Origin of the sequence: Phaeobacter sp. BS52 (assembly GCF_045040595.1) — a bacterium.
GTDB lineage: Bacteria > Pseudomonadota > Alphaproteobacteria > Rhodobacterales > Rhodobacteraceae > Phaeobacter > Phaeobacter piscinae.
The window spans coordinates 1,283,890-1,302,709 of sequence record NZ_CP090662.1; the positions used below are offsets into that span (position 1 = coordinate 1,283,890).

Here is an 18,820-nt window from a genome sequence, read left to right on the forward strand (position 1 = left end):
CCCGCGGGCAATTAGCCGAGGAACCCGATCTGCAGGTTCTGATACATGCCCCAGAGCGCGGTCACAAAGATCGCGACCATGCCCACCAGCTGGATAAACAACCGGGTAATGGACAGTTGCCGGGCCAGGGTTTCCCCCGCCAGCCCCTCGCGATTGATGCGGCGCGCCGAGCTCCAGTTAATTAGGCCAACGATCGCCATAGGAAAGGCCAGAAGAAACACCGCCTGGGCAAATTCCACCCCGTAGTAGAAGCCCAGCATCCCCAGCATCGCGAGCACAAAACAGGTCATCCCCAGAACCCAATGACCTGACACCTCGGTGATATACATCATCCGGTTCACATTGACGCGGGTGATGGCCTCCAGATCCAGTGCAGCCTGCCCGCCTTGCTTGCGGGCGCGGTAGACCATGTCGAACGGCACCCCCATCACCCAATGGCTGGCGGAGGACCAGACCACGGCCAGCGCGATCCAGTACCACAGGTTGGAAAAGGACCGCAGATCAATCAGCTCGGTCAAGGTATGAAACAGATCCACTGCGCGGCCCTTCTCTCGTCCAGTCTTTGCGCCCCTATATCCCCCGCGGCGCGCGCTAAGCACAAGGGGTGGCCCCGTCCGACCAGAGGATGGGGAGCCATGGCGCGGCGAATCTGTCACTTGTCGCCGCCGTCATTCCATGTCACGCAAAGGGGAAACCGCGACCGCTCGCCGGATCGCACCCCTGATCTGCGAGGACCCGATGAAGCCTACCGTCGCCCCTTTTCCCGCTGCCCGCCCCCGCCGTTTGCGCAGCGCCCCTGCCCTGCGCAATCTGGTGCGCGAGACAACGTTGACCAGCGACGATCTGATCTGGCCAGTCTTTGTGCGGGATGGCGACGCGATTGAGGAGCCGATCCCCTCCATGCCAGGGGTCACCCGGCGCAGCATCGACAAGGTGGTGGACGCCGCGATTGAGGCGCAGGCCCTTGGCATCCCGGCGATCTGCCTGTTTCCCTATACCGACCCCGCCCTGAAAACCGAAGATTGCGCCGAGGCCTGGAGCCCAGACAATCTGGTTAACCGGGCCATTCGTGCCATTAAATCCGCCGCGCCGGATATAGCGGTGATGACCGATGTGGCGCTGGATCCCTATAATATCAACGGGCACGACGGCTATGTGGTGGACGGTGAGATCGTCAATGACGAAACCGTCGAGGCGCTGGTGAAGATGACAGTGGCCCAGGCCGATGCCGGTGCCGATATCATCGGTCCTTCGGATATGATGGATGGCCGGATCGGAGCCATGCGCCGAGCGCTAGAGGCCGCAGGTCACCGCAATGTCACCATCCTTTCCTACGCCGCCAAATATGCCTCTGCCTATTATGGCCCGTTCCGCGATGCCGTCGGTGCCTCCGGCGCGCTGAAGGGCGACAAGAAAACCTATCAGATGGACCCCAGTAACACTGATGAGGCCCTGCGCATGATCGAGCGCGATCTGACCGAGGGTGCCGATATGGTGATGATCAAACCCGGTCTTGCCTATCTCGACATCTGCCAGCGGGTGAAATCCACTTTCGGCGCGCCTACGTTTGCCTATCAGGTCTCTGGCGAATACGCGATGATCGAGGCCGCCGCCCAGAATGGGTGGATCGATGGCGAGCGTATCATGATGGAGAGCTTGATGGCCTTCAAACGCGCAGGCTGTGATGGGGTGTTGACCTATTATGCACCGGCAGCTGCACGGCTGCTGAATGGCTAGGTGACATAGGCGGCACCACCGGCCCCGCGGCGCGAATGATAACACAAAATTGCTAAGCAGGAAGCCGCTGATTGCGCCTGTCTCGGTGATGACAGACGGCAGCTTTCCGCGTATACCTTGCCGCAGAGCCAGAAAACTGGCCGCAATTGAACAGTGACAGGCCGAGACGACAGCCCCGCGCGGCCCCGGCCCCAGATAACAGGCAACTCAAGATGAGCAGTTCTAATTCTTCCCGTTTGACCCGGCGTGGCTTTGCGCTTGGCGCCTTGGCTGGCACTGGTGTCACCGCAGCATGTGGCAATGGTATCGGAAACAGCAACGCCTCCACCATTGATGCCCGCGTCGATGCAACCCTGAGCCAGATGTACAGCCAATACCCCGGTGCCGTCACTCTCGCAGAGAAATCAACCGGCATGCTGGTGATGCCGCTGGTGACAGAGGCTGGCTTCTTCGTTGGCGGTGCCTTTGGTCGTGGCGCACTGCGCATTGATGGCGTGACGGTCGACTATTATTCCACGGTGAAGGGCAACGCAGGCCTGCAGATCGGTGCCCAGCAATATGCCCATGTGCTTTTCTTCATGACGCAGGATGCGCTCTCGAACTTCCGCCGTTCCTCAGGCTGGGCCGCAGGCGCCGATCTGGAGTATGTGATCCGCGACGAAGGCGACTCGCTGGCCGCCGACACCAATACGCTGAACAGCCCGGTTCTGGCCGCCGTCTTCGGTCAGGCAGGCCTGCGCCTTGGCGCCACGCTGGAAGGCACCAAGTATACCCGGATCATCCCCTGATCCGACCCGGGCGCATGCCGTAACATCCTACTTATATTCTGGCTGAAAATATCCCCGCCGGAAGCATGGCCTTTCCTGAAGGAAAGGCCATTTTCATATCGCTCACTCAAACGCCTTCAAACGTTTGAACAGGCTGGAAGTATCCCAGCGCCCCCCGCCCAGTTTCTGCACGTCTTTGTAGAACTGATCGACCAGAGCGGTCACCGGCAGGCTGGCCCCGGTCTCCTCCGCCGCATCAAGGCAGATGCCCAGATCCTTGCGCATCCAGTCAACCGCAAACCCATGCTCAAAATGGTCATCCAGCATGGTCTCATGCCGGTTGGCCATCTGCCAGCTGCCTGCGGCCCCCTGGCTGATCACCTCGACGACCGCGCGGCCATCCAGCCCGGCCTTTTCGGCGAAATGCAGCGCCTCGCTGAGTCCCTGAACCAACCCGGCAATCGCAATCTGATTGCACATCTTGGTCATCTGACCAGCGCCGCTTTCGCCGATCCGGCGGCAGATCCGAGCGTAAGCTGCGATAATCGGCTCGGCCTTGTCATAGGCCGCCTGATCGCCGCCGCACATAACTGAAAGCACACCGTTTTCCGCCCCGGCCTGACCGCCGGAAATCGGCGCATCCACGAAGGAGAGCCCCAGATCCGCCGCCGCAGTGTTCAGCTCGCGGGTCACCTTCGCCGACACCGTTGTGTGGTCCACGAAAATCGCGCCCGCATCCATACCACCAAAGGCCCCGGTATCGCCAAGGCACACGCTGCGCAAATCATCGTCGTTGCCAACGCAGGCCATCACGAACTCAGCGCCCGCCGCCGCCTCCCGTGGTGTCGCAGCGGCGGTGCCAGTATGCTCCTTTGCCCAGGCTTCCGCCTTTGCTGCGGTGCGGTTGTAGACTGTCACCTCATGTCCGGCAGCGGCCAGATGACCTGCCATCGGATAGCCCATCACTCCCAAACCCAAGAATGCAACCTTCGCCATCTGCTTTCCCCCTGATGCGTCTTGTCCTATGTTGGCGCCACCCTAACAGCCGCGCCGCCCGGTGCAATCTGCGAGGGCGAGAAACTGCGCCGTAACCGGGCCAATAACGTCAAAAATCTGAGGAAACGCACCACCGATGGGACTTCTCTTTCGCTGGCTTCTGCGCCTTGCCGCCGCTTTGATTCTACTCTTGGTGATGGGGCTTGGACTGGTCTATTTCCTCGCGGCGCAATCACTGCCGGACTACAATAAGGAGATTACCCTGCCCGGCCTTCTGGCGCCGGTGGAAATTGTGCGTGATAACGCCAATGTGCCGCATATTTTCGGCAGCTATGGCGCCAGCGACGAGGATGTCTATTTTGGCCTCGGCTATGCCCATGCCCAGGACCGTCTGTGGCAGATGACCACGATGCGACGCACCGCTATGGGCCGCCTGTCCGAGATCTTCGGCAGTCGCACGCTGCAGGTCGACACGCTGATCCGCCGCCTCGATATCTACCGTCTGGCGCAGCAATCCGTCGCCGCCCAGACCCCCGAAACCATGACCGCGCTGCGCGCCTATTCTGCCGGGGTCAACGCACGCCTGCAGGAAATCAATGAGGACGCACTGGGGCGCGGCGCGCCGGAGATGTTCCTCTTTAACGTCCCAATGGCGCCGTGGCAGCCTGCTGACAGCATTGCGGTGATGAAGTTGATGGGGCTGAAACTCTCCGGTCATATGCAGGAAGAAATCCTGCGCGCCCGTACCTCTCTGGCGTTGCCCGACCCCGAACGGTTGAAGGATATTCTGCCGGATGCGCCGGGCAACGGTGTTGCCACACTGCCGGAATATGCGGCGCTGTTTCCGGACCTGCCGCGCCATGCCAGCGCCAGCACGGACATCAGCCGGACCCTGCCCTTCATGCCGATTGCCCCCCGTGGACTGGCAGGCGCGTCCAATGCCTGGGCTGCCGCCCCAAGTCGGTCTGCCGCAGGCGGCACGCTGTTGGCCAACGATCCCCATCTGGAGCTGACCGCCCCCGGCGTGTGGTATCTGGCGCGGCTGGAACTGGGCACCGGCGGTGTGATCGGCGCCACCATTCCCGGCATCCCCGCTGTCATCTCCGGCCGTTCGGACCTGCTGGGCTGGGGCGTGACCTCCTCTTATATGGATGATCAGGATCTGTTCATCGAACAGCTGAACCCCGACAATGCCGAGGAGTACAAAACCGCCGACGGTTACAAGCGCTTCACCAGCCGCCCCTCGATCATCAACATCAAGGACGAAACCCCGGTCACCCTGACCCTGCGCTGGACCGACAATGGCCCGGTTCTGCCCCGGTCCCTGTTTGATCTCGCGGCAATCACGCCGCCGGGTCACGTTGTCAGCCTTGGCTGGACGGGCCTCAGCGCTAAGGACACCTCCATCAGCGCCGCGCTTGAGCTGATGCGTGCGAACTCCGTGGCTCAGGCGATTGAGATCAGCGAAGGCTATATCGCCCCCTCGCAGAACCTGACCCTTGCCGACAAGACGACTGTTGCGCTGAAAACCGTTGGTGCCATTCCGCAGCGTGACGCCCGCCATCAGAGCCAGGGCCGGATGCCCAGCCAAGGCTGGCGGAGCGAAAACCAATGGCAGGGCCGCGCGCCTTATGCTGCCAATCCCGAGTTTGTCTCCCCCATTGGGGGCATCCTTGGAAACACCAACAACAAGCTGCTTGAACGCCCGTTTCCCAATCACGTCTCTTACACTTGGGGCGATACCCAGCGCATCAATCGCTGGAAGAAGCTGATGCAGGACCGGCAGGTCCACACTCGTGACAGCTTCATCGAGGCACAGCTTGACACCGTCTCCTATACCGCCCGCAGCCTGTTGCCACTCATTGGCGCCGATCTGTGGTTCACCGGAGAAGCCGCGCCCGAAGGCACCCGTGAGCGTCAGCGCCAGATCGCACTGACGCTGCTGTCGGAGTGGAACGGCGAAATGAACGAACATCTGCCAGAGCCGCTGATCTATGCCGCCTGGGTGCGGGCTTTGCAAAAACGTCTGATCACAGACGACCTTGGGCCGCTGGCCGCGGAGTTTACGCAAGTGGACCCGCTATTCCTTGAACGGGTGTTCCGCGATGTGGAGGGGGCATCGGTCTGGTGCGATATCCGCCAAAGCGCCCCCACTGAAACCTGTAGTGAGCTGGCTCGTCTGGCGCTGGACGATGCACTGATCTGGATCGAAGAGACCTATGGTAACGCCTTGGAATCACTGCGTTGGGGTGATGCACATCAGGCGACTCAGAACCACGAGGTGCTGGGGGATGTACCGCTGCTGCGGGTGTTCGTGAATATCCGCCAGTCCACCAGCGGTGGCGACAATACACTGCAACGGGGGCGCACCTCGGGTGAAGGAAAACACCCGTTCCGCAATGTGCACGCCGCAGGCTATCGGGGGGTCTATGATTTTGCTGATCCCGATAGTTCCGTCTTCATCATCGCCACCGGCCAATCCGGGCACTTCCTGTCACGTTACTATGACGACATGTCCCAGCTCTGGCGGCGGGGAGAATATATCCCGATGTCACTAGATGAGGATCTGGCCCGCGCGGCCGCCGTTGGTGTCACGCGCCTAATCCCGGCCACCGCCACCGAATGACCGCGACAGAAACCATCCCTAACCGACTGCAGTAAAACAAAAACCCCCGCTACCGAATGGGCTGCGGGGGTTTCTTGATGTCCTGTCAGAAACGCTGATTAGAGCGCAGCGAACCTGTTTTTCTGGGTCTCGGTCCACAGAACCGTCAATTCGAACCCGGTCTCTGTCTGGATTTCGCTTTGCACCACATCCTGCTCAAACAGCCAGGCACGTTGTTTGCCTTGCGCAAATGTCAGGGTGATCTCATCTTCATGGCGGATCAAACGCAGCTTTGCCGTGATATCCGCAAGCAGATCCTCTAGCCCCTCACCGCTGATCGCAGAGGTGGCGTGGATGCCCTCTTCACGCTCCGCGCGCTGGCGGCGCGCCTCGGCCTGTTCATCGTCCAGCAGATCCAGCTTGTTCCAGACCTCCAGCCGCGCGCGGCTGTCATCAACCCCGAGAGAGGTCAGAATGCTCTCGACATCTGCGGCCTGGTTCTGGGTCTCGTCATGGCTGATGTCGCGCACATGCACGACCACATCAGCTGCCAGCACCTCTTCCAGCGTGGCGCGGAAGGCCGCAACCAGCTCCGTCGGCAGATCCGAGATAAAACCAACGGTGTCAGACAGGATGATTTCCGGCCCATCCGGCAGCTGCACCCGGCGCATTGTTGGATCCAATGTGGCAAAGAGCATATCCTTCGCCATCACCTCCGCGCCGGTCAACCGATTGAACAACGTGGATTTTCCGGCGTTGGTATAGCCGACCAGCGCCACAATCGGATAGGGGATCTTCGCCCGCGCCGCACGATGCAGGGTCCGGGTTTTGACCACCTTGTCGAGCTGACGACGCAAGCGCACCAGCTGTTCGTCAATGGCACGACGGTCCGCCTCAATCTGGGTTTCGCCGGGACCACCGACAAAGCCAAGCCCGCCCCGTTGACGTTCCAGGTGGGTCCAAGCCCGCACCAACCGCGTCCGCTGATAGCTGAGCGCCGCCATCTCTACCTGCAAAACACCTTCACGGGTGCGCGCACGATCCGAGAAAATCTCAAGGATCAGGCCGGTCCGGTCGAGGATCTTGACCTTCCAGGCTTTCTCCAGATTGCGCTGCTGCACCGGTGAGACCGGGCCATCAATCAACACCAGTTCCACCTCTTCATCGTGGAACAGCGTTTTCAACTCATCGATTTTACCCGATCCAAACAACATCCCCGCATGCGCCTTTGGCAGGCGCACAACATCGGAGCCGATCACCTCAATGTCGGGCAAGGCCTCGGCCAAGGACACGCCCTCAGCAAGGGCGGACACCGGGTCGCGGCGGTCGCGGTCTGATTTGATATCGGGATGCACCACCCAGGCACGGGTGGGCGTCCTATCATGCTCCATCAAGAGGCGTCTTCACCTTCATAAAGGCTGATCGGCTGGGCAGGCATGATCGTCGAGATGGCGTGTTTGTAAACCAGTTGCGACTGCCCGTCCCGACGCAGCAGGACACAGAAATTGTCAAACCATGTGATCACACCCTGCAACTTTACGCCGTTGATCAGAAAGATGGTGACCGGAACCTTGGTTTTACGAACGTGGTTCAGGAAGGCATCCTGAAGATTCTGTCTGTCCGAAGCCATTATTATTATCTCGCCTTTGTTCTTGTCGCGCTGCGGACCAGCGCCCTGTTAATGAATACTATGAACGCAGATAGTCGGAGTTTCCACCCGAAAATTACTCATATGACATTCACGGTAACCATGATTGATCAACTGCGCCAGAGGTTTGGTGTCATCAGCGCAATGATCGCCAGAGTTTCCAGCCGCCCCAGCACCATGGCAAAGCACAGGATCAGCTTTGCAGTGGCCGTCAGATGGATAAGCGCGATGGGTTCGGACCCTGCGATTTCCGTCAGCGGCCCTGTGGTCGAGAGTGTCGCGATCGTCAGAATCAGCGCCTGCTCAAAATCCGACCCCACGGCCGCCAGGCTGATGCTGATCACTGCCAGCGACAGCGCAAACAGCATGAAAAATACCCAGGCCACAAAGGCACCATTGCGTTGCAACCTCCGGTTTCCCTTGCCCTCATTGCTGACAGACGATGGATGGACCAGCCGTTCCATCTCCCGCAACCCATTGAGGTAAAGCGCATAAACCCGCAGCAGCTTCACACCGCCCGCCGTGGTTGCCACGCCACCACCAATCACTGCCAGCCCCAGAAGGATCATGCCCGGTGTATTCAGCCCCGACCATTGCCGCGCAGTTTCCCAATCCGCGCTTTCAAACCCGGTGGTCGACAGGAATGACAGAACGGTAAACGTCGCTCCCCACCAGGAGTGCAGCCCCTGCACCAGATCGCTGGTGGTCGCGACATCAAAACTGGCGATCCAATGGCGCAGAAACAGCAGCAGCGGCACGCCAAAGACGATCAGAAGGCCGATGCGGAACTCAGGATCCCTATCCAGCCGACTGTGGCCACTGGTCACCGTATCGGTGGAAAAAGTCAGCCGCGACAGGGCAAAGAACATGAACAGGAACATCACCATTTCGCCGCCAAGCCCGCTGGCACCATTCTCCACCCCGCCAACGGCCGAAATGCCCGAGGTGGCCAGCACCGACATCGCATGACCAAGCGCGACCAAGGCCGTCTCACCGGTGACGATCAGCAAAATCCACAGCACCAGTGTCAACCCGGCATAAAGCGGCGCGAGGGTTTTGGTCACCACCACCAGCTTGCGACGCGGATCCGCGCGCTGCATGTGCAGGGGTGTTTCGGTGCCCCGCCCCGGCTCGCCCCTTGCGGTAACCTCAAACCCGCCCAGCGACAGCGGTGCAAGAATGGCCGAGGCCGCCACCCACATCAGCAGTCCCCCAAGCCAGCCAACCATGGCGCGCCACAGATGTACGCTGGGCGGCAACCGGTTCGGGTCGGCAAATACATCCGCACCCGTTGTTGTTATGGCGCTGACCATGTCGAAATATGCATTGAGATAGCTGGTATTCCCCAAGGCATCCTGTACCGGAACGGCCAGAAACGCAGGCAGCACGGCAAAGCTGGCCAGCAGCGAGGTCAATTGCCCCGGCATACTGTAGCGCGGCACGCGGTTGCCCATGGACAGCCCGACCAGCACAACGACGATCAGCCCCACAACGCCAGAGTAGAAGAAGCTGCGCGAGGTCTGATGATCATCAAGGATCAGCGCGTGGATGGCGGGCACCCACATCGCCAGCGCCGCCACCAACAGGATCAGCAGAAACAGCGGCAGGCGCAGGAGACCGCGCGTCCTCTCCTGCGAGGGTTTGCGGTGCCGCGACATCCTAGAAGAAGTCAATCGAGACCTGCATCAGGCGCTCGACCTCGGGCACATCCGCGGCCATGGCAAAGAGGGCAATCACATCGCCCTCCTCAATCCGCATGCCGCCGGTTGGGCGCATCACCACACCGTTTTTACTGACGGCGCCCACCAGCACACCTTCAGGGAAATCGATATCGCGGATCATTTGCCCGGCCATCGGGGAGGTTGACATCACCTCGGCCTCGATCACCTCTGCTTCGGCGTCGCCGATCGAATAGACCTGTCGCACCCGGCCATAGCGAATGTGGCGCAGGATCGAGCTTACGGTGGTGGCGCGCGGGTTGATATAAGCATCAATGCCCAAGGGCGCCATCAGCGGTACAAGTGTCGGATCATTGATCAGCGCAATGGCCAGGGGGCAGCCCTCCGCCTTCGCGCGCACAGCGGCCAGCATGTTGACCTTATCGTCATCGGTCACCGCCAGCATGGCGTCAGCGCGGTCGATCCCCGCCTCAATCATCAGGCTACGGTCCAGGCCATCGCCGTTCAGAACAATCGTCCGTTCCAGCGTCTCCGCCGCACGTTCGGCGCATTTGCGGTTCCGCTCAATCATCTTGGCGCGGGTGCGCCCTGTGCGGGATTCCAGCGCCTTCGCCACTTCAAGGCCGACATTGCCACCGCCCACGATCACCACGCGATCCTGGCGTTTCTGTTGTTTGCCAAAGACTTCGATGGTGCGGCTCACATCATCCACATGGGCAAACACATAAGCACTGTCGCCGACGAAGAGCTGGTCGCCCGGTTCCGGTGCAAACAGGCTGCCGTCCCGGCGAATGCCCACAACGATGGCGCGCAGGGTCGAAAACAGATCGGTCAGCTGGCGCAGCGGCGTGTTGACGACAGGACAATCCTCGTCGATCTGCACCCCGAGCAGCTGCGCGCCGCCTTCCATAAACATCTCGGTATCAAAAGCAGCTGGCGCCGACAGGCGTTGCATCGCCGCGGCGGCCACCTCGCGCTCGGGGCTGATCACCACATCAATCGGCAGATGGTCCCGCCGATACAAATCAGAGTAAATCGCCTCCAGATAGCTCTTGGAGCGCAGCCGCGCGATCTTGCGCTGGATGGAAAACACCGAATGCGCCACCTGGCAGGTGACCATATTCACCTCATCCGAATGGGTGGCCGCGATGATCATATCCGCATCCCGCGCCCCGGCCCGGGTCAGCACATCCGGATAGGAGGCAAACCCCGCAATCCCCTGAACATCCAGCGTATCCGTCGCGCGACGCACCAGATCAGGGTTGTTATCCACCACCGTCACGTCGTTGTGCTCACCCGACAGGTGGCGGGCGATCTGCCAGCCGACCTGACCTGCGCCACAAATAATTACTTTCATGTGCTTGTCCCTCGGGGCGCTGATACGCGCAATCGCCGGTTTTGAATGACAGAAGCCGCAGTAACGGTCAATTCAATTGTCTTGCCGAGGAATTTGCAGCACAATCACAGGATGTTCTTCGCAAAACATACGTTTGCCGCACTGTTGCTGGTCTCGGGGCTGGCGGCCTGCGGACCGGTTCCGGTCTATTACCGCGCGGGCGCGGATGTGACCCGACGCGACGCGGATCTGCTATCCTGCGAGGTCAGCGCCCTGCGGGATGCACCGGTCGCGACCCAGATCCGACAGCACTCGCCCATCTATCGTCCAGGCGGCGAAATCTGCCGCAATGGGCGCTGCTATCACCGTGCGGGCTATTGGGAGGACGGCGGCATCTATACCGTCGACGTCAACGCAGATCTCCGCGGGCGGGTGGAGCAGTCCTGCATGGCGTCCAAAGGCTATCAGAGCATCGCCCTAAAACGCTGTTCGCAATCGGTGGCGGATGCCGTGGGCACCCGCCGTGCATCGACGCTTCCTACGTTGACCCAGACATCCTGCGCCATTGCGCGACGCGGGCAGGCTCCTCAGATCGTCGCCACGGTTCCTGACTTGTCGGCACATTAGAGGTTACCGACAAAGCCTTAATATATAACAGAACTCGCGTAGATACAGCCTGTCTCAGGCCATATCCTCCTCAGTTTCTTTCTCAACATGGGCAATCCGCGCTCCCGCCTTGTTGGAGGTCACCACCCCCAGCGATTTCAGCTTGCGGTGCAACGCAGACCGTTCCATCCCGACAAAGGACGCGGTGCGGCTGATGTTGCCACCAAAGCGGTTGATCTGTGTGAGCAGATACTCCCGCTCAAACGCCTCCCGCGCCTCCCGCAATGGCAGGGTTGCAAGCGCGCCGGACAGCACGACCCGGCTCTGATCCTCCACCGTTTCCTCTTCACGCGGCAGATCTTTCGGCTCAATCGGGCCGCTGTTTTCACCAAGGATCAGAACACGTTCCACCATGTTCTTCAACTGGCGCACATTGCCCGGCCACAGCATAGTTTGCATCAGCGCGACGGCATCTTCGCTCAGCCTGCGCAGCGGCAGGCCCTGGCTCTGGTTGAACTGCGCGATGAAATGATCCGCCAGCAGCGGGATATCCTCGCGCCGGTCTGCCAGTGACGGAACCGGGATCGGCACCACATTCAAGCGATGATAAAGCTCCTGACGGAAGCGATCCGCCTCAATCTCGCGTTCCAAGTCCTTGTTGGTCGCGGAGATAACCCGCAGATCGACGCGCACCTTGTCAGAGCCTCCGACCCGCTGGAACTGCTGATCAACCAGCACGCGCAGGATCTTAGACTGGGTGCCAAGCGGCATATCCGCCACCTCATCAAAGAAGACGACGCCGCCATGTGCCTGCTCCAGAAGACCCGGCTCAATCCCGCGCTCGGCACTTTCGCGGCCAAACAGCACCTCTTCCATCCGGTCGGGTTCAATGCTGGCGCAGTTCACCGTCACAAAAGGCGCTGAGGCGCGGTTCGACTGGGTATGGATATACCGCGCGGCGATTTCCTTGCCGCTGCCCGCAGGCCCGGTCAGCATCACCCGCCCGTTGGATTTGGTGACCTTATCCAGTTGGCTGACCAAGGCGCGATAGGCGGCGGAGGCGCCGATCATCTCGCTGACGCCGGAGTCCTGACGTTTCAGATCCGTGTTCTCGCGACGCAGTTTTGAGGTTTCCATCGCGCGGCGAATAACGACCAGCAACTGATCAATATTAAACGGTTTTTCAATAAAGTCATAGGCGCCCTGCTTGATCGCCGCGACCGCGATCTCGATGTTGCCATGACCTGAAATGATCACCACGGGGATCTCTGGATTGTCCCGCTTCACGACTTTCAGAATGTCGATGCCGTCCATCTGGCTGTCCTTCAGCCAGATATCCAGCACCATGAGCGCAGGCGGCGCCTCATTCAGCGCGGCCATGCATTCCTCGGAACTGCCAGCCTTGCGCGTCGCGTAGCCTTCATCCTCCAGGATATCAGAAACCAGCTCACGGATGTCGCGTTCATCGTCAACAATCAGAATGTCACTCATGTCAGACCTGCTTTCACTGTACTCTTATGATGGTCTGCCGCCTCATGTGCAGCAGGTAGGCGGATCACAGCCATGGCGCCATAGTGGGCCTGACCGTCGAATACCGGCGCATCTTCCAGCACCAGTGTTCCGCCATGTTCTTCGATAATTTTCTTGACGATCGGCAGCCCAAGACCGGTGCCTTCGTCGCGGGTGGTCACATAGGGTTCAAACAAACGGGCGCGGTCTTCTGGCAGACCGATACCATTGTCGGCGATGGTGACCTCATAGCCGGATTTCGTCGGGCTTACAGCGATGCGGATTTCCGGATCAAGATCCGCAACGGTGCCTTTTTGTTTCAGTGTTTCAACGGCTTCGCCTGCATTCTTGATCAAATTGGTCAAGGCCTGGCCAATCATCGTCGCGTCCAGATCCGCCAGCATCGGCTCCGTTGGCAGATCCGCGACAATACGCAGATCGGGCTGACCGGCCTTTTGCAGGGTCACCGCCTCGCGCAGCAACTTCACCAGATCTTCCTCACGCCGCTCGGGTTCCGGCATGCGGGCAAACTTGGAAAACTCATCAACAATACGGCGCAAGTCATTGGTTTGACGTACAATCACATCTGTCATGGATTGCAGAAGATCGCTATTTTCTTCCCCCAGCTTGGGCGCAAACTTGCGCTTGATGCGCTCCGCGCTCAGTTGGATCGGTGTCAGCGGGTTCTTAATCTCATGGGCAATCCGGCGCGCAACATCACCCCAGGCCGCCATCCGCTGCGCACTGACCAGATCCGTGACATCGTCAAAGGCCACCACATAGCCCTCAAGCCGGTCTTCCTCGCTCCGCCGGGGGGACATCCGCACCAGAAGGTTCTCCAGCTGCCCCTGACGGGTCACTTTGATCTCGCCCTGTACCACATCGGCGCCAGTTTCGGTCAGCTCCTGAAACAGCGGTCCGAACTCCGGCACGGCCACTGCCAGGGCCAGCGACTGGCGATCACCGCTCCAGCCCAGCAGTCGCTCCGCAGATCGGTTCACAAAGGTGACGCGCCCCTCAGAATCCAGCCCCACCACGCCAGAGGTCACCGACATCAGCACGGAATCAAACAACCGGCGGCGGCGTTCAATCTGATGGGTGTTTTCCAGCAGCGTGTCGCGTTGTTCCCGCAGCTCCAGCGTCATCTGGTTGAAGTAGCGGCCCAGTTGCGAAATCTCGTCATCGCCATCGTCCTCTGGCACCTGCACATTCAGGTTGCCTGCCCCGACGCGCCGCGCCGCAATGGTCAGCCGCCCGACCGGGCGCGACAGCCGCTCGGCAAACCACATGCCCAGCCACATCGCCGCGAGGATCAGGATCACGGCAAAGCCAAGATACAGCAGGACAAAATCAAATAGCACCCGCCCCCGCTCGCTCTCCAGCTGCTGGTAGAGATGCGCCGTTTCCTTGGTGTCATCCAGAAGGCTCAGCAATTCGCCGTCCACATCCCGGCTGACATAGAGAAACCGGTCGACAAACGCATCCAGCCGCACCAGTGCGCGCAGTTCGCTGTTGTCCCAGTCCTGGATAAGGGTGGCCCCTTCAAAAGAGGCCTGGCTGATATCTGCCGTGCGCGGTTCTTCAAAGTCGAACTCGTACGACCGCTCCCCACGGGCGCGAATGGCGCCCGCACCATCCACCACATAGGCTTCTTGCAACCCGCGCTGGATCTGCAATTGGCCCTGTGTCAGCACCTGGCGCAGCTGCCCGTCGCTGATGAAAAAATTACGGTTGCGGCTGTTGTCGATATAGCGCGCCAGCGCCACTGCATCCTCCGAAAGGTCACGCTGCTGCTGGTCCTGATAGGCCTCCGCCGCCGCCAGAGAGCTGCCCACAACCTGCCGCACCCGATCAGAGAACCAGCCTTCAAGGCCAACATTAACCGTCAGCCCGGCAAAGAGCGCCACAATCACGGTGGGCGTCAGCGCCAGAAAGGCGAAGGCCCCGATCAGACGTAGATGCAACCTGGAGCCTGCGGATTTGGCCCGGCGCGCGGCGATCAGGCGTCCCACCTGCGTCAGCACCAAGGCTGCGACTGCCAGCACATAGATCAGATCGGCAAGCAGGATCAGCCGCAGCGACAGCGACGCCACCCCTTGCGAAAACGGGCCGATGATCAAAAATGTCGAAAGCGCGAGCACCGGCCCCAGAACAACCAGCCCGAGCGCGCCAACATTGCGCGCCCTGCGTGTTCTGCGCCACCGGTCAAGGGCCGCGAATGGCCCATATGCCGAGCGAAGATGTGACCTCTGCGCCACGTACTGCCCTCATCCTGATGTGCGACCCTTCTGGTCGACCGCCATATGTCGTGATCATCACCAGCCTGAACGCCGATCCGCCACGGTTCTGTGGCGATATTACATCAGTTTGCGGCGGCGTGTCACCTCAATATCAAGATCTGTAATCTTCTTGCGCAGCGTATTGCGGTTAATGCCAAGTAAATCCGCACATTTTGCCTGATTTCCGCCGGTCATTGCGAGCGATATTTCAATTAACGGGGTCTCAACTTCGCGCATCAGACGGGCATATAGCCCCGGCGGCGGCGGCATATCGCCGTGCAGATCGAAATACCGCTGCAAATGGCGCGCCACTGATTCCGACAGTTTTTCACTGCTGAGTGCGCCGCCTGTCGCCGCCATCGGTTCACCGCCCGATTGTGCGCCCAGCGCGGCGTTGACTTCGTCGAGGCTGATCTCCTCACTGCGTGCCGTCAGCGCCAGACGACGCACCACGTTTTCCAGCTGGCGCACATTGCCCGGCCACGGAAACTGCCGCAACGGCTCACGGGCCGCCTCGCTCAGCCGACGGTGCGGCGCGCCCTCGTTCTCAGCACGCGTCAGGAAATGCGCGCAGAGCAGGGAGATATCGTCCACGCGGGCACGTAACGCAGGCACCGGCAGCTCGGTGCCGCTGATCCGGTAGTAGAGATCCTGTCGCAGCGTGCTGGCCTCCATCGCCGCAGTGAGATTCTGCTGACTGGTGGCGATAAATCGGGGCTGATGATCCCCCGGCGCATCCATCATCCGCACCACGCGGGCCTGCGCCTCCTCTGACAGATCCGCCAGCTCATCCAGCAACAGCGTTCCGCCACGGACCTCGGCCAGCAGCTGCGCCGGACCGTCGAGTGACGCCAAATCAGCTGCCTCCGCCCGGACAAACGGCAGCGTGCGGCGGTCCGACAGATCATGCATCGACCGGGCAATCAGGGATTTTCCGGTGCCGCTTTCACCTGTGATCAGCAGGGGGATATCGGTGTTCATCACCCGCGCGATCAGCCGGTAGAGCGTTTGCATCACCTCGGTGCGCCCGATCAGCGGCAGATCCTCATGGCTCTCGTTCGCGGTCTCCGCCCCATCCGGCGTGGCGCCAGTCTGGGTAGCTGCGCGCAACGCCCCCTGCCCGCTCCGCCTTTCGGTCAGCGCCTTCGCCGTCCGCTTCATCAGCTCCGGCAGATCAAACGGTTTGGGCAGGTAATCATAGGCTTCCGCCTCCGCCGCCTTGATCGCAGTCATGATGGTGTTCTGCGCCGAAATCACAATCACCGGCAGCCCGGGACGGTCATCGGCAATCTTGGGTAGCATTTCCAGCCCGTTGCCATCCGGCATCATCACATCGGAGATCACGACATCGCCTTTGCCCTCCCCCACCCAGCGCATCAGCGTGGTCAGGGAGGAGGTCGCATGGACCTTGCATCCGGCACGCGTCAGAGCCTGGGTCAAGACTGTGCGAATTGTGCGATCGTCATCTGCGACCAGAACGGTGCCGTCCATGATGTGCTACTCCTGCCGTGGGGCGTTTGGGATGGGTACGGGACGCGGTGCGGCTGGCACGCGCGACAGTGACAATCGAAAAACCGTCCGGCCAGGTTCGGAATTGACCGAGATCCAGCCCTGATGATCGGCGATGATCTTGCTGACCAGCGCCAACCCCAGTCCGGTGCCATTCTCCCGACCAGAGACAAAGGGATCAAAGATATCGTCGCGAATTGCCTCAGGCAGGCCGGGGCCATCATCCGAGATCTCAATTTGCAGTGGCAACAGCTTGCCGGACCCGTCACTGCGGCGCAGCCGGAAGGAATGTTCATAGAACGTCCGGATCCGAATGGTGCCACCCCCCGGATCCGCGGCCTCAGCTGCGTTCTTCAGAAGGTTCAGCACCACCTGCAACAGCTGGTCCCCATCCCCCCAGGCCATCGGAAGGGAGGGATCATAATCCTCGACAATCGTCATCTGCGCGCCAAAACCCAAAAGCGCCGAACGGCGCGCGCGGTCCAGCACATCGTGAAGATTGACCTCCTGAAAGGCCGGGACAGAGAGATTGCCGAATTGCTCCACCTGCTCCAACAGCTTCACAATACGTCGGCTTTCGCTGACGATCAGATCGGTCAGCTCCAGATCATCGCCCGACAGGCCCATCGACAACAGCTGCGCAGCCCCGGTGATCCCAGCCAGCGGGTTCTTGATCTCATGGGCCAGCATCTCCGCCATGCCAATCGCAGATTGCGCGGCAGATTTGGCGGAGTGGTTCTGCGTAAGCCGCCCGGCCAGCTCGCGCGGGGAGAGCAGGATCAGCATCCGCCCCTCAACGCCCTGCACCCGCGCCACCTGTACATTGCATTGTAGCGGCGCACGCCCCGGCGCACCAACATCAATGTCATTGACAAACAGGGGCGTACCATTGTCGCGGGCGCGCGCCACCGCCTCGTCGATGGCGGGGGCAATGATCACATGGCGCCAGATCGCCTTGCCCAGCAGCGCCTTGCGCGAGGTGTTGAGGAATCCTTCACCAGCGGAGTTCACATCTTCGATCCGGGCCTCTGGATCAATCACAAAGGCCAAGCACAGGCAACGAGGCCCAAAGCGCACCATCGGCCCCGTTCCATCCTGTAACCCCCGCAGGGGCCTCCCCCACGTGCCCGGTCATGTTGCCTGCCCTCCCGCCAGGTCGGGGCTGCGATCGGGCCCAGCGCCACTGGTCAGCGCATCAGGCAATAGCTTCAGCACCGCCTTAGGGTCTTTGGCTGTGAGCACCTCGCGGCGCAGCGGCGCCGGTGTCGCAGCCTCATCCATATACCAACCCAGATGTTTGCGCGCGACCCGCAGCCCCAGGTCGACACCATAGAACGCGATCATCGCCTCATAGTGGGCGCAGACCATCTGAACCAGTTCCGCACCGGTGGGAACATCGGGGACGGCGCTGCCCCAGATATCATGGGCCACCTCAGCCAGCAGCCAGGGTTTGCCCTGCGCACCACGACCGATCATCACACCATCCGCGCCAGACTGGGCCAGCGCGGTTCGAGCGCTCGCCGTATCGACAATATCGCCATTGGCCAGCAGCGGCACGGTCAGCGCGGTTTTCACGGCAGAGATCGCCTTCCAATCCGCGCTCCCCTTGTAGAACTGACAGCGGGTGCGGCCATGAATGGTGACCATCTGCACGCCCGCATCCTGCGCGCGGCGGGCCACGTCAGCGGCATTGAGGCTGTTGTCGTCCCAGCCAAGCCGCGTCTTCAGCGTCACCGGCACTGAAACCGCAGCCACCACCGCCTCAATCAGCGACAGCGCGTGATCCGGTGTCTTCAGTAGGGCCGAGCCGGAATAGCCATTGGTCACCTTCTTGGCGGGACAGCCCATATTGATATCGATGACCTTGGCCCCGCGGCTCTCTACCTGGCGCGCGGCCTCTGCCATCCAATAGGCGTCGCGCCCGGCAATCTGCACGGCGGTATTCTCGACATCGGCGCTCAGCTCGGCGCGTTCACGCACACCGGGCTTGGCTTGGACCATCTCCTGACTGGCGACCATCTCGCTTACCATCAGCCCAACACCAAAGCTGCGCACCAGATCGCGAAAGGGACGATCCGTGATTCCAGCCATCGGCGCCAGCGCGATGGGAGGGGTCAGAGAAGTGGAACCGAGAGTGAAGGACAACTGC

Annotated in this window: 14 protein-coding genes and 1 pseudogene; 4 read left to right on the forward strand and 11 right to left on the reverse strand. The window is 60.9% G+C overall.

From position 1 onward, the window contains the following. Positions 1 to 11 precede the first annotated feature (11 nt). Positions 12 to 536, reverse strand: a complete 525-nt coding sequence (locus L0Z65_RS06260) for a component of SufBCD complex (RefSeq protein ID WP_405111697.1) — start codon at positions 534 to 536, stop codon at positions 12 to 14. Between the two features lie 202 nt (positions 537 to 738). Between L0Z65_RS06260 and hemB the strand changes: the two genes are divergently transcribed. Together hemB and L0Z65_RS06270 are read left to right on the forward strand one after the other, a co-directional pair. After that, on the forward strand, positions 739 to 1,737 hold the full coding sequence (gene hemB / locus L0Z65_RS06265; protein WP_405112475.1) for a porphobilinogen synthase: 999 nt from the start codon (positions 739 to 741) through the stop codon (positions 1,735 to 1,737). A 212-nt stretch (positions 1,738 to 1,949) separates the two neighbouring features. After that, positions 1,950 to 2,525 carry a YSC84-related protein gene (locus L0Z65_RS06270; RefSeq protein ID WP_102854581.1) on the forward strand — a complete coding sequence of 192 codons (576 nt, stop codon included), beginning with the start codon at positions 1,950 to 1,952 and terminating at the stop codon, positions 2,523 to 2,525. Between the two features lie 102 nt (positions 2,526 to 2,627). Here the strand turns inward: L0Z65_RS06270 and L0Z65_RS06275 are convergent, their stop codons facing one another. Then, positions 2,628 to 3,500 (reverse strand): NAD(P)-dependent oxidoreductase, encoded by an 873-nt coding sequence (locus L0Z65_RS06275; RefSeq protein WP_405111701.1) that lies wholly within the window; start codon positions 3,498 to 3,500, stop codon positions 2,628 to 2,630. Between the two features lie 136 nt (positions 3,501 to 3,636). Here L0Z65_RS06275 and L0Z65_RS06280 point away from each other — a divergent pair, with 136 nt between their 5' ends. Further along, positions 3,637 to 6,126 carry a penicillin acylase family protein gene (locus tag L0Z65_RS06280; RefSeq protein ID WP_405111704.1) on the forward strand — a complete coding sequence of 830 codons (2,490 nt, stop codon included), beginning with the start codon at positions 3,637 to 3,639 and terminating at the stop codon, positions 6,124 to 6,126. 98 nt (positions 6,127 to 6,224) lie between these two features. On the opposite strand, the gene hflX is transcribed toward L0Z65_RS06280, so the two are convergent. The 4 genes from hflX to trkA all read right to left on the reverse strand — a co-directional run bounded on the left by hflX (position 6,225) and on the right by trkA (position 10,789). After that, a complete protein-coding gene (hflX, locus tag L0Z65_RS06285) occupies positions 6,225 to 7,496 on the reverse strand; it encodes a GTPase HflX (RefSeq protein ID WP_405111706.1) in 1,272 nt (423 codons plus the stop codon). Next, positions 7,496 to 7,735, reverse strand: a complete 240-nt coding sequence (gene hfq, locus L0Z65_RS06290) for an RNA chaperone Hfq (RefSeq protein ID WP_008204623.1) — start codon at positions 7,733 to 7,735, stop codon at positions 7,496 to 7,498. The genes hflX and hfq overlap by 1 nt, the downstream gene beginning before the upstream one ends. Positions 7,736 to 7,863: 128 nt before the next feature. After that, positions 7,864 to 9,411, reverse strand: a complete 1,548-nt coding sequence (locus L0Z65_RS06295) for a TrkH family potassium uptake protein (protein WP_096871249.1) — start codon at positions 9,409 to 9,411, stop codon at positions 7,864 to 7,866. A gap of 1 nt (position 9,412) precedes the next feature. Then, the gene (gene trkA / locus L0Z65_RS06300; protein WP_024097341.1) at positions 9,413 to 10,789 is read right to left on the reverse strand and encodes a Trk system potassium transporter TrkA; all 1,377 of its coding nucleotides are present in this window, start codon (positions 10,787 to 10,789) and stop codon (positions 9,413 to 9,415) included. A 111-nt stretch (positions 10,790 to 10,900) separates the two neighbouring features. On the opposite strand from trkA, the gene L0Z65_RS06305 reads away from it, so the two are divergent. Further along, complete coding sequence (locus L0Z65_RS06305) at positions 10,901 to 11,395, forward strand: hypothetical protein (RefSeq protein ID WP_405111712.1); 495 nt, start codon at positions 10,901 to 10,903, stop codon at positions 11,393 to 11,395. A gap of 54 nt (positions 11,396 to 11,449) precedes the next feature. Here L0Z65_RS06305 and L0Z65_RS06310 read toward each other — a convergent pair whose 3' ends face one another. From L0Z65_RS06310 to dusB, 5 genes and pseudogenes are all read right to left on the reverse strand, one after another. Then, positions 11,450 to 12,865, reverse strand: a complete 1,416-nt coding sequence (locus tag L0Z65_RS06310; protein WP_405111715.1) for a sigma-54-dependent transcriptional regulator — start codon at positions 12,863 to 12,865, stop codon at positions 11,450 to 11,452. Next, positions 12,862 to 15,141 carry an ATP-binding protein gene (locus tag L0Z65_RS06315; protein WP_405111718.1) on the reverse strand — a complete coding sequence of 760 codons (2,280 nt, stop codon included), beginning with the start codon at positions 15,139 to 15,141 and terminating at the stop codon, positions 12,862 to 12,864. Before L0Z65_RS06315 ends, L0Z65_RS06310 begins: the two co-directional genes overlap by 4 nt. 99 nt (positions 15,142 to 15,240) lie before the next feature. Beyond that, positions 15,241 to 16,653, reverse strand: a complete 1,413-nt coding sequence (locus L0Z65_RS06320; RefSeq protein ID WP_405111721.1) for a response regulator — start codon at positions 16,651 to 16,653, stop codon at positions 15,241 to 15,243. A gap of 6 nt (positions 16,654 to 16,659) precedes the next feature. Next, positions 16,660 to 17,806: pseudogene (locus tag L0Z65_RS06325) on the reverse strand (nitrogen regulation protein NR(II)). Beyond that, positions 17,803 to 18,816, reverse strand: a complete 1,014-nt coding sequence (gene dusB / locus L0Z65_RS06330; RefSeq protein WP_405111724.1) for a tRNA dihydrouridine synthase DusB — start codon at positions 18,814 to 18,816, stop codon at positions 17,803 to 17,805. The pseudogene L0Z65_RS06325 and the gene dusB overlap by 4 nt, the downstream one beginning before the upstream one ends. Positions 18,817 to 18,820: the final 4 nt, after the last annotated feature.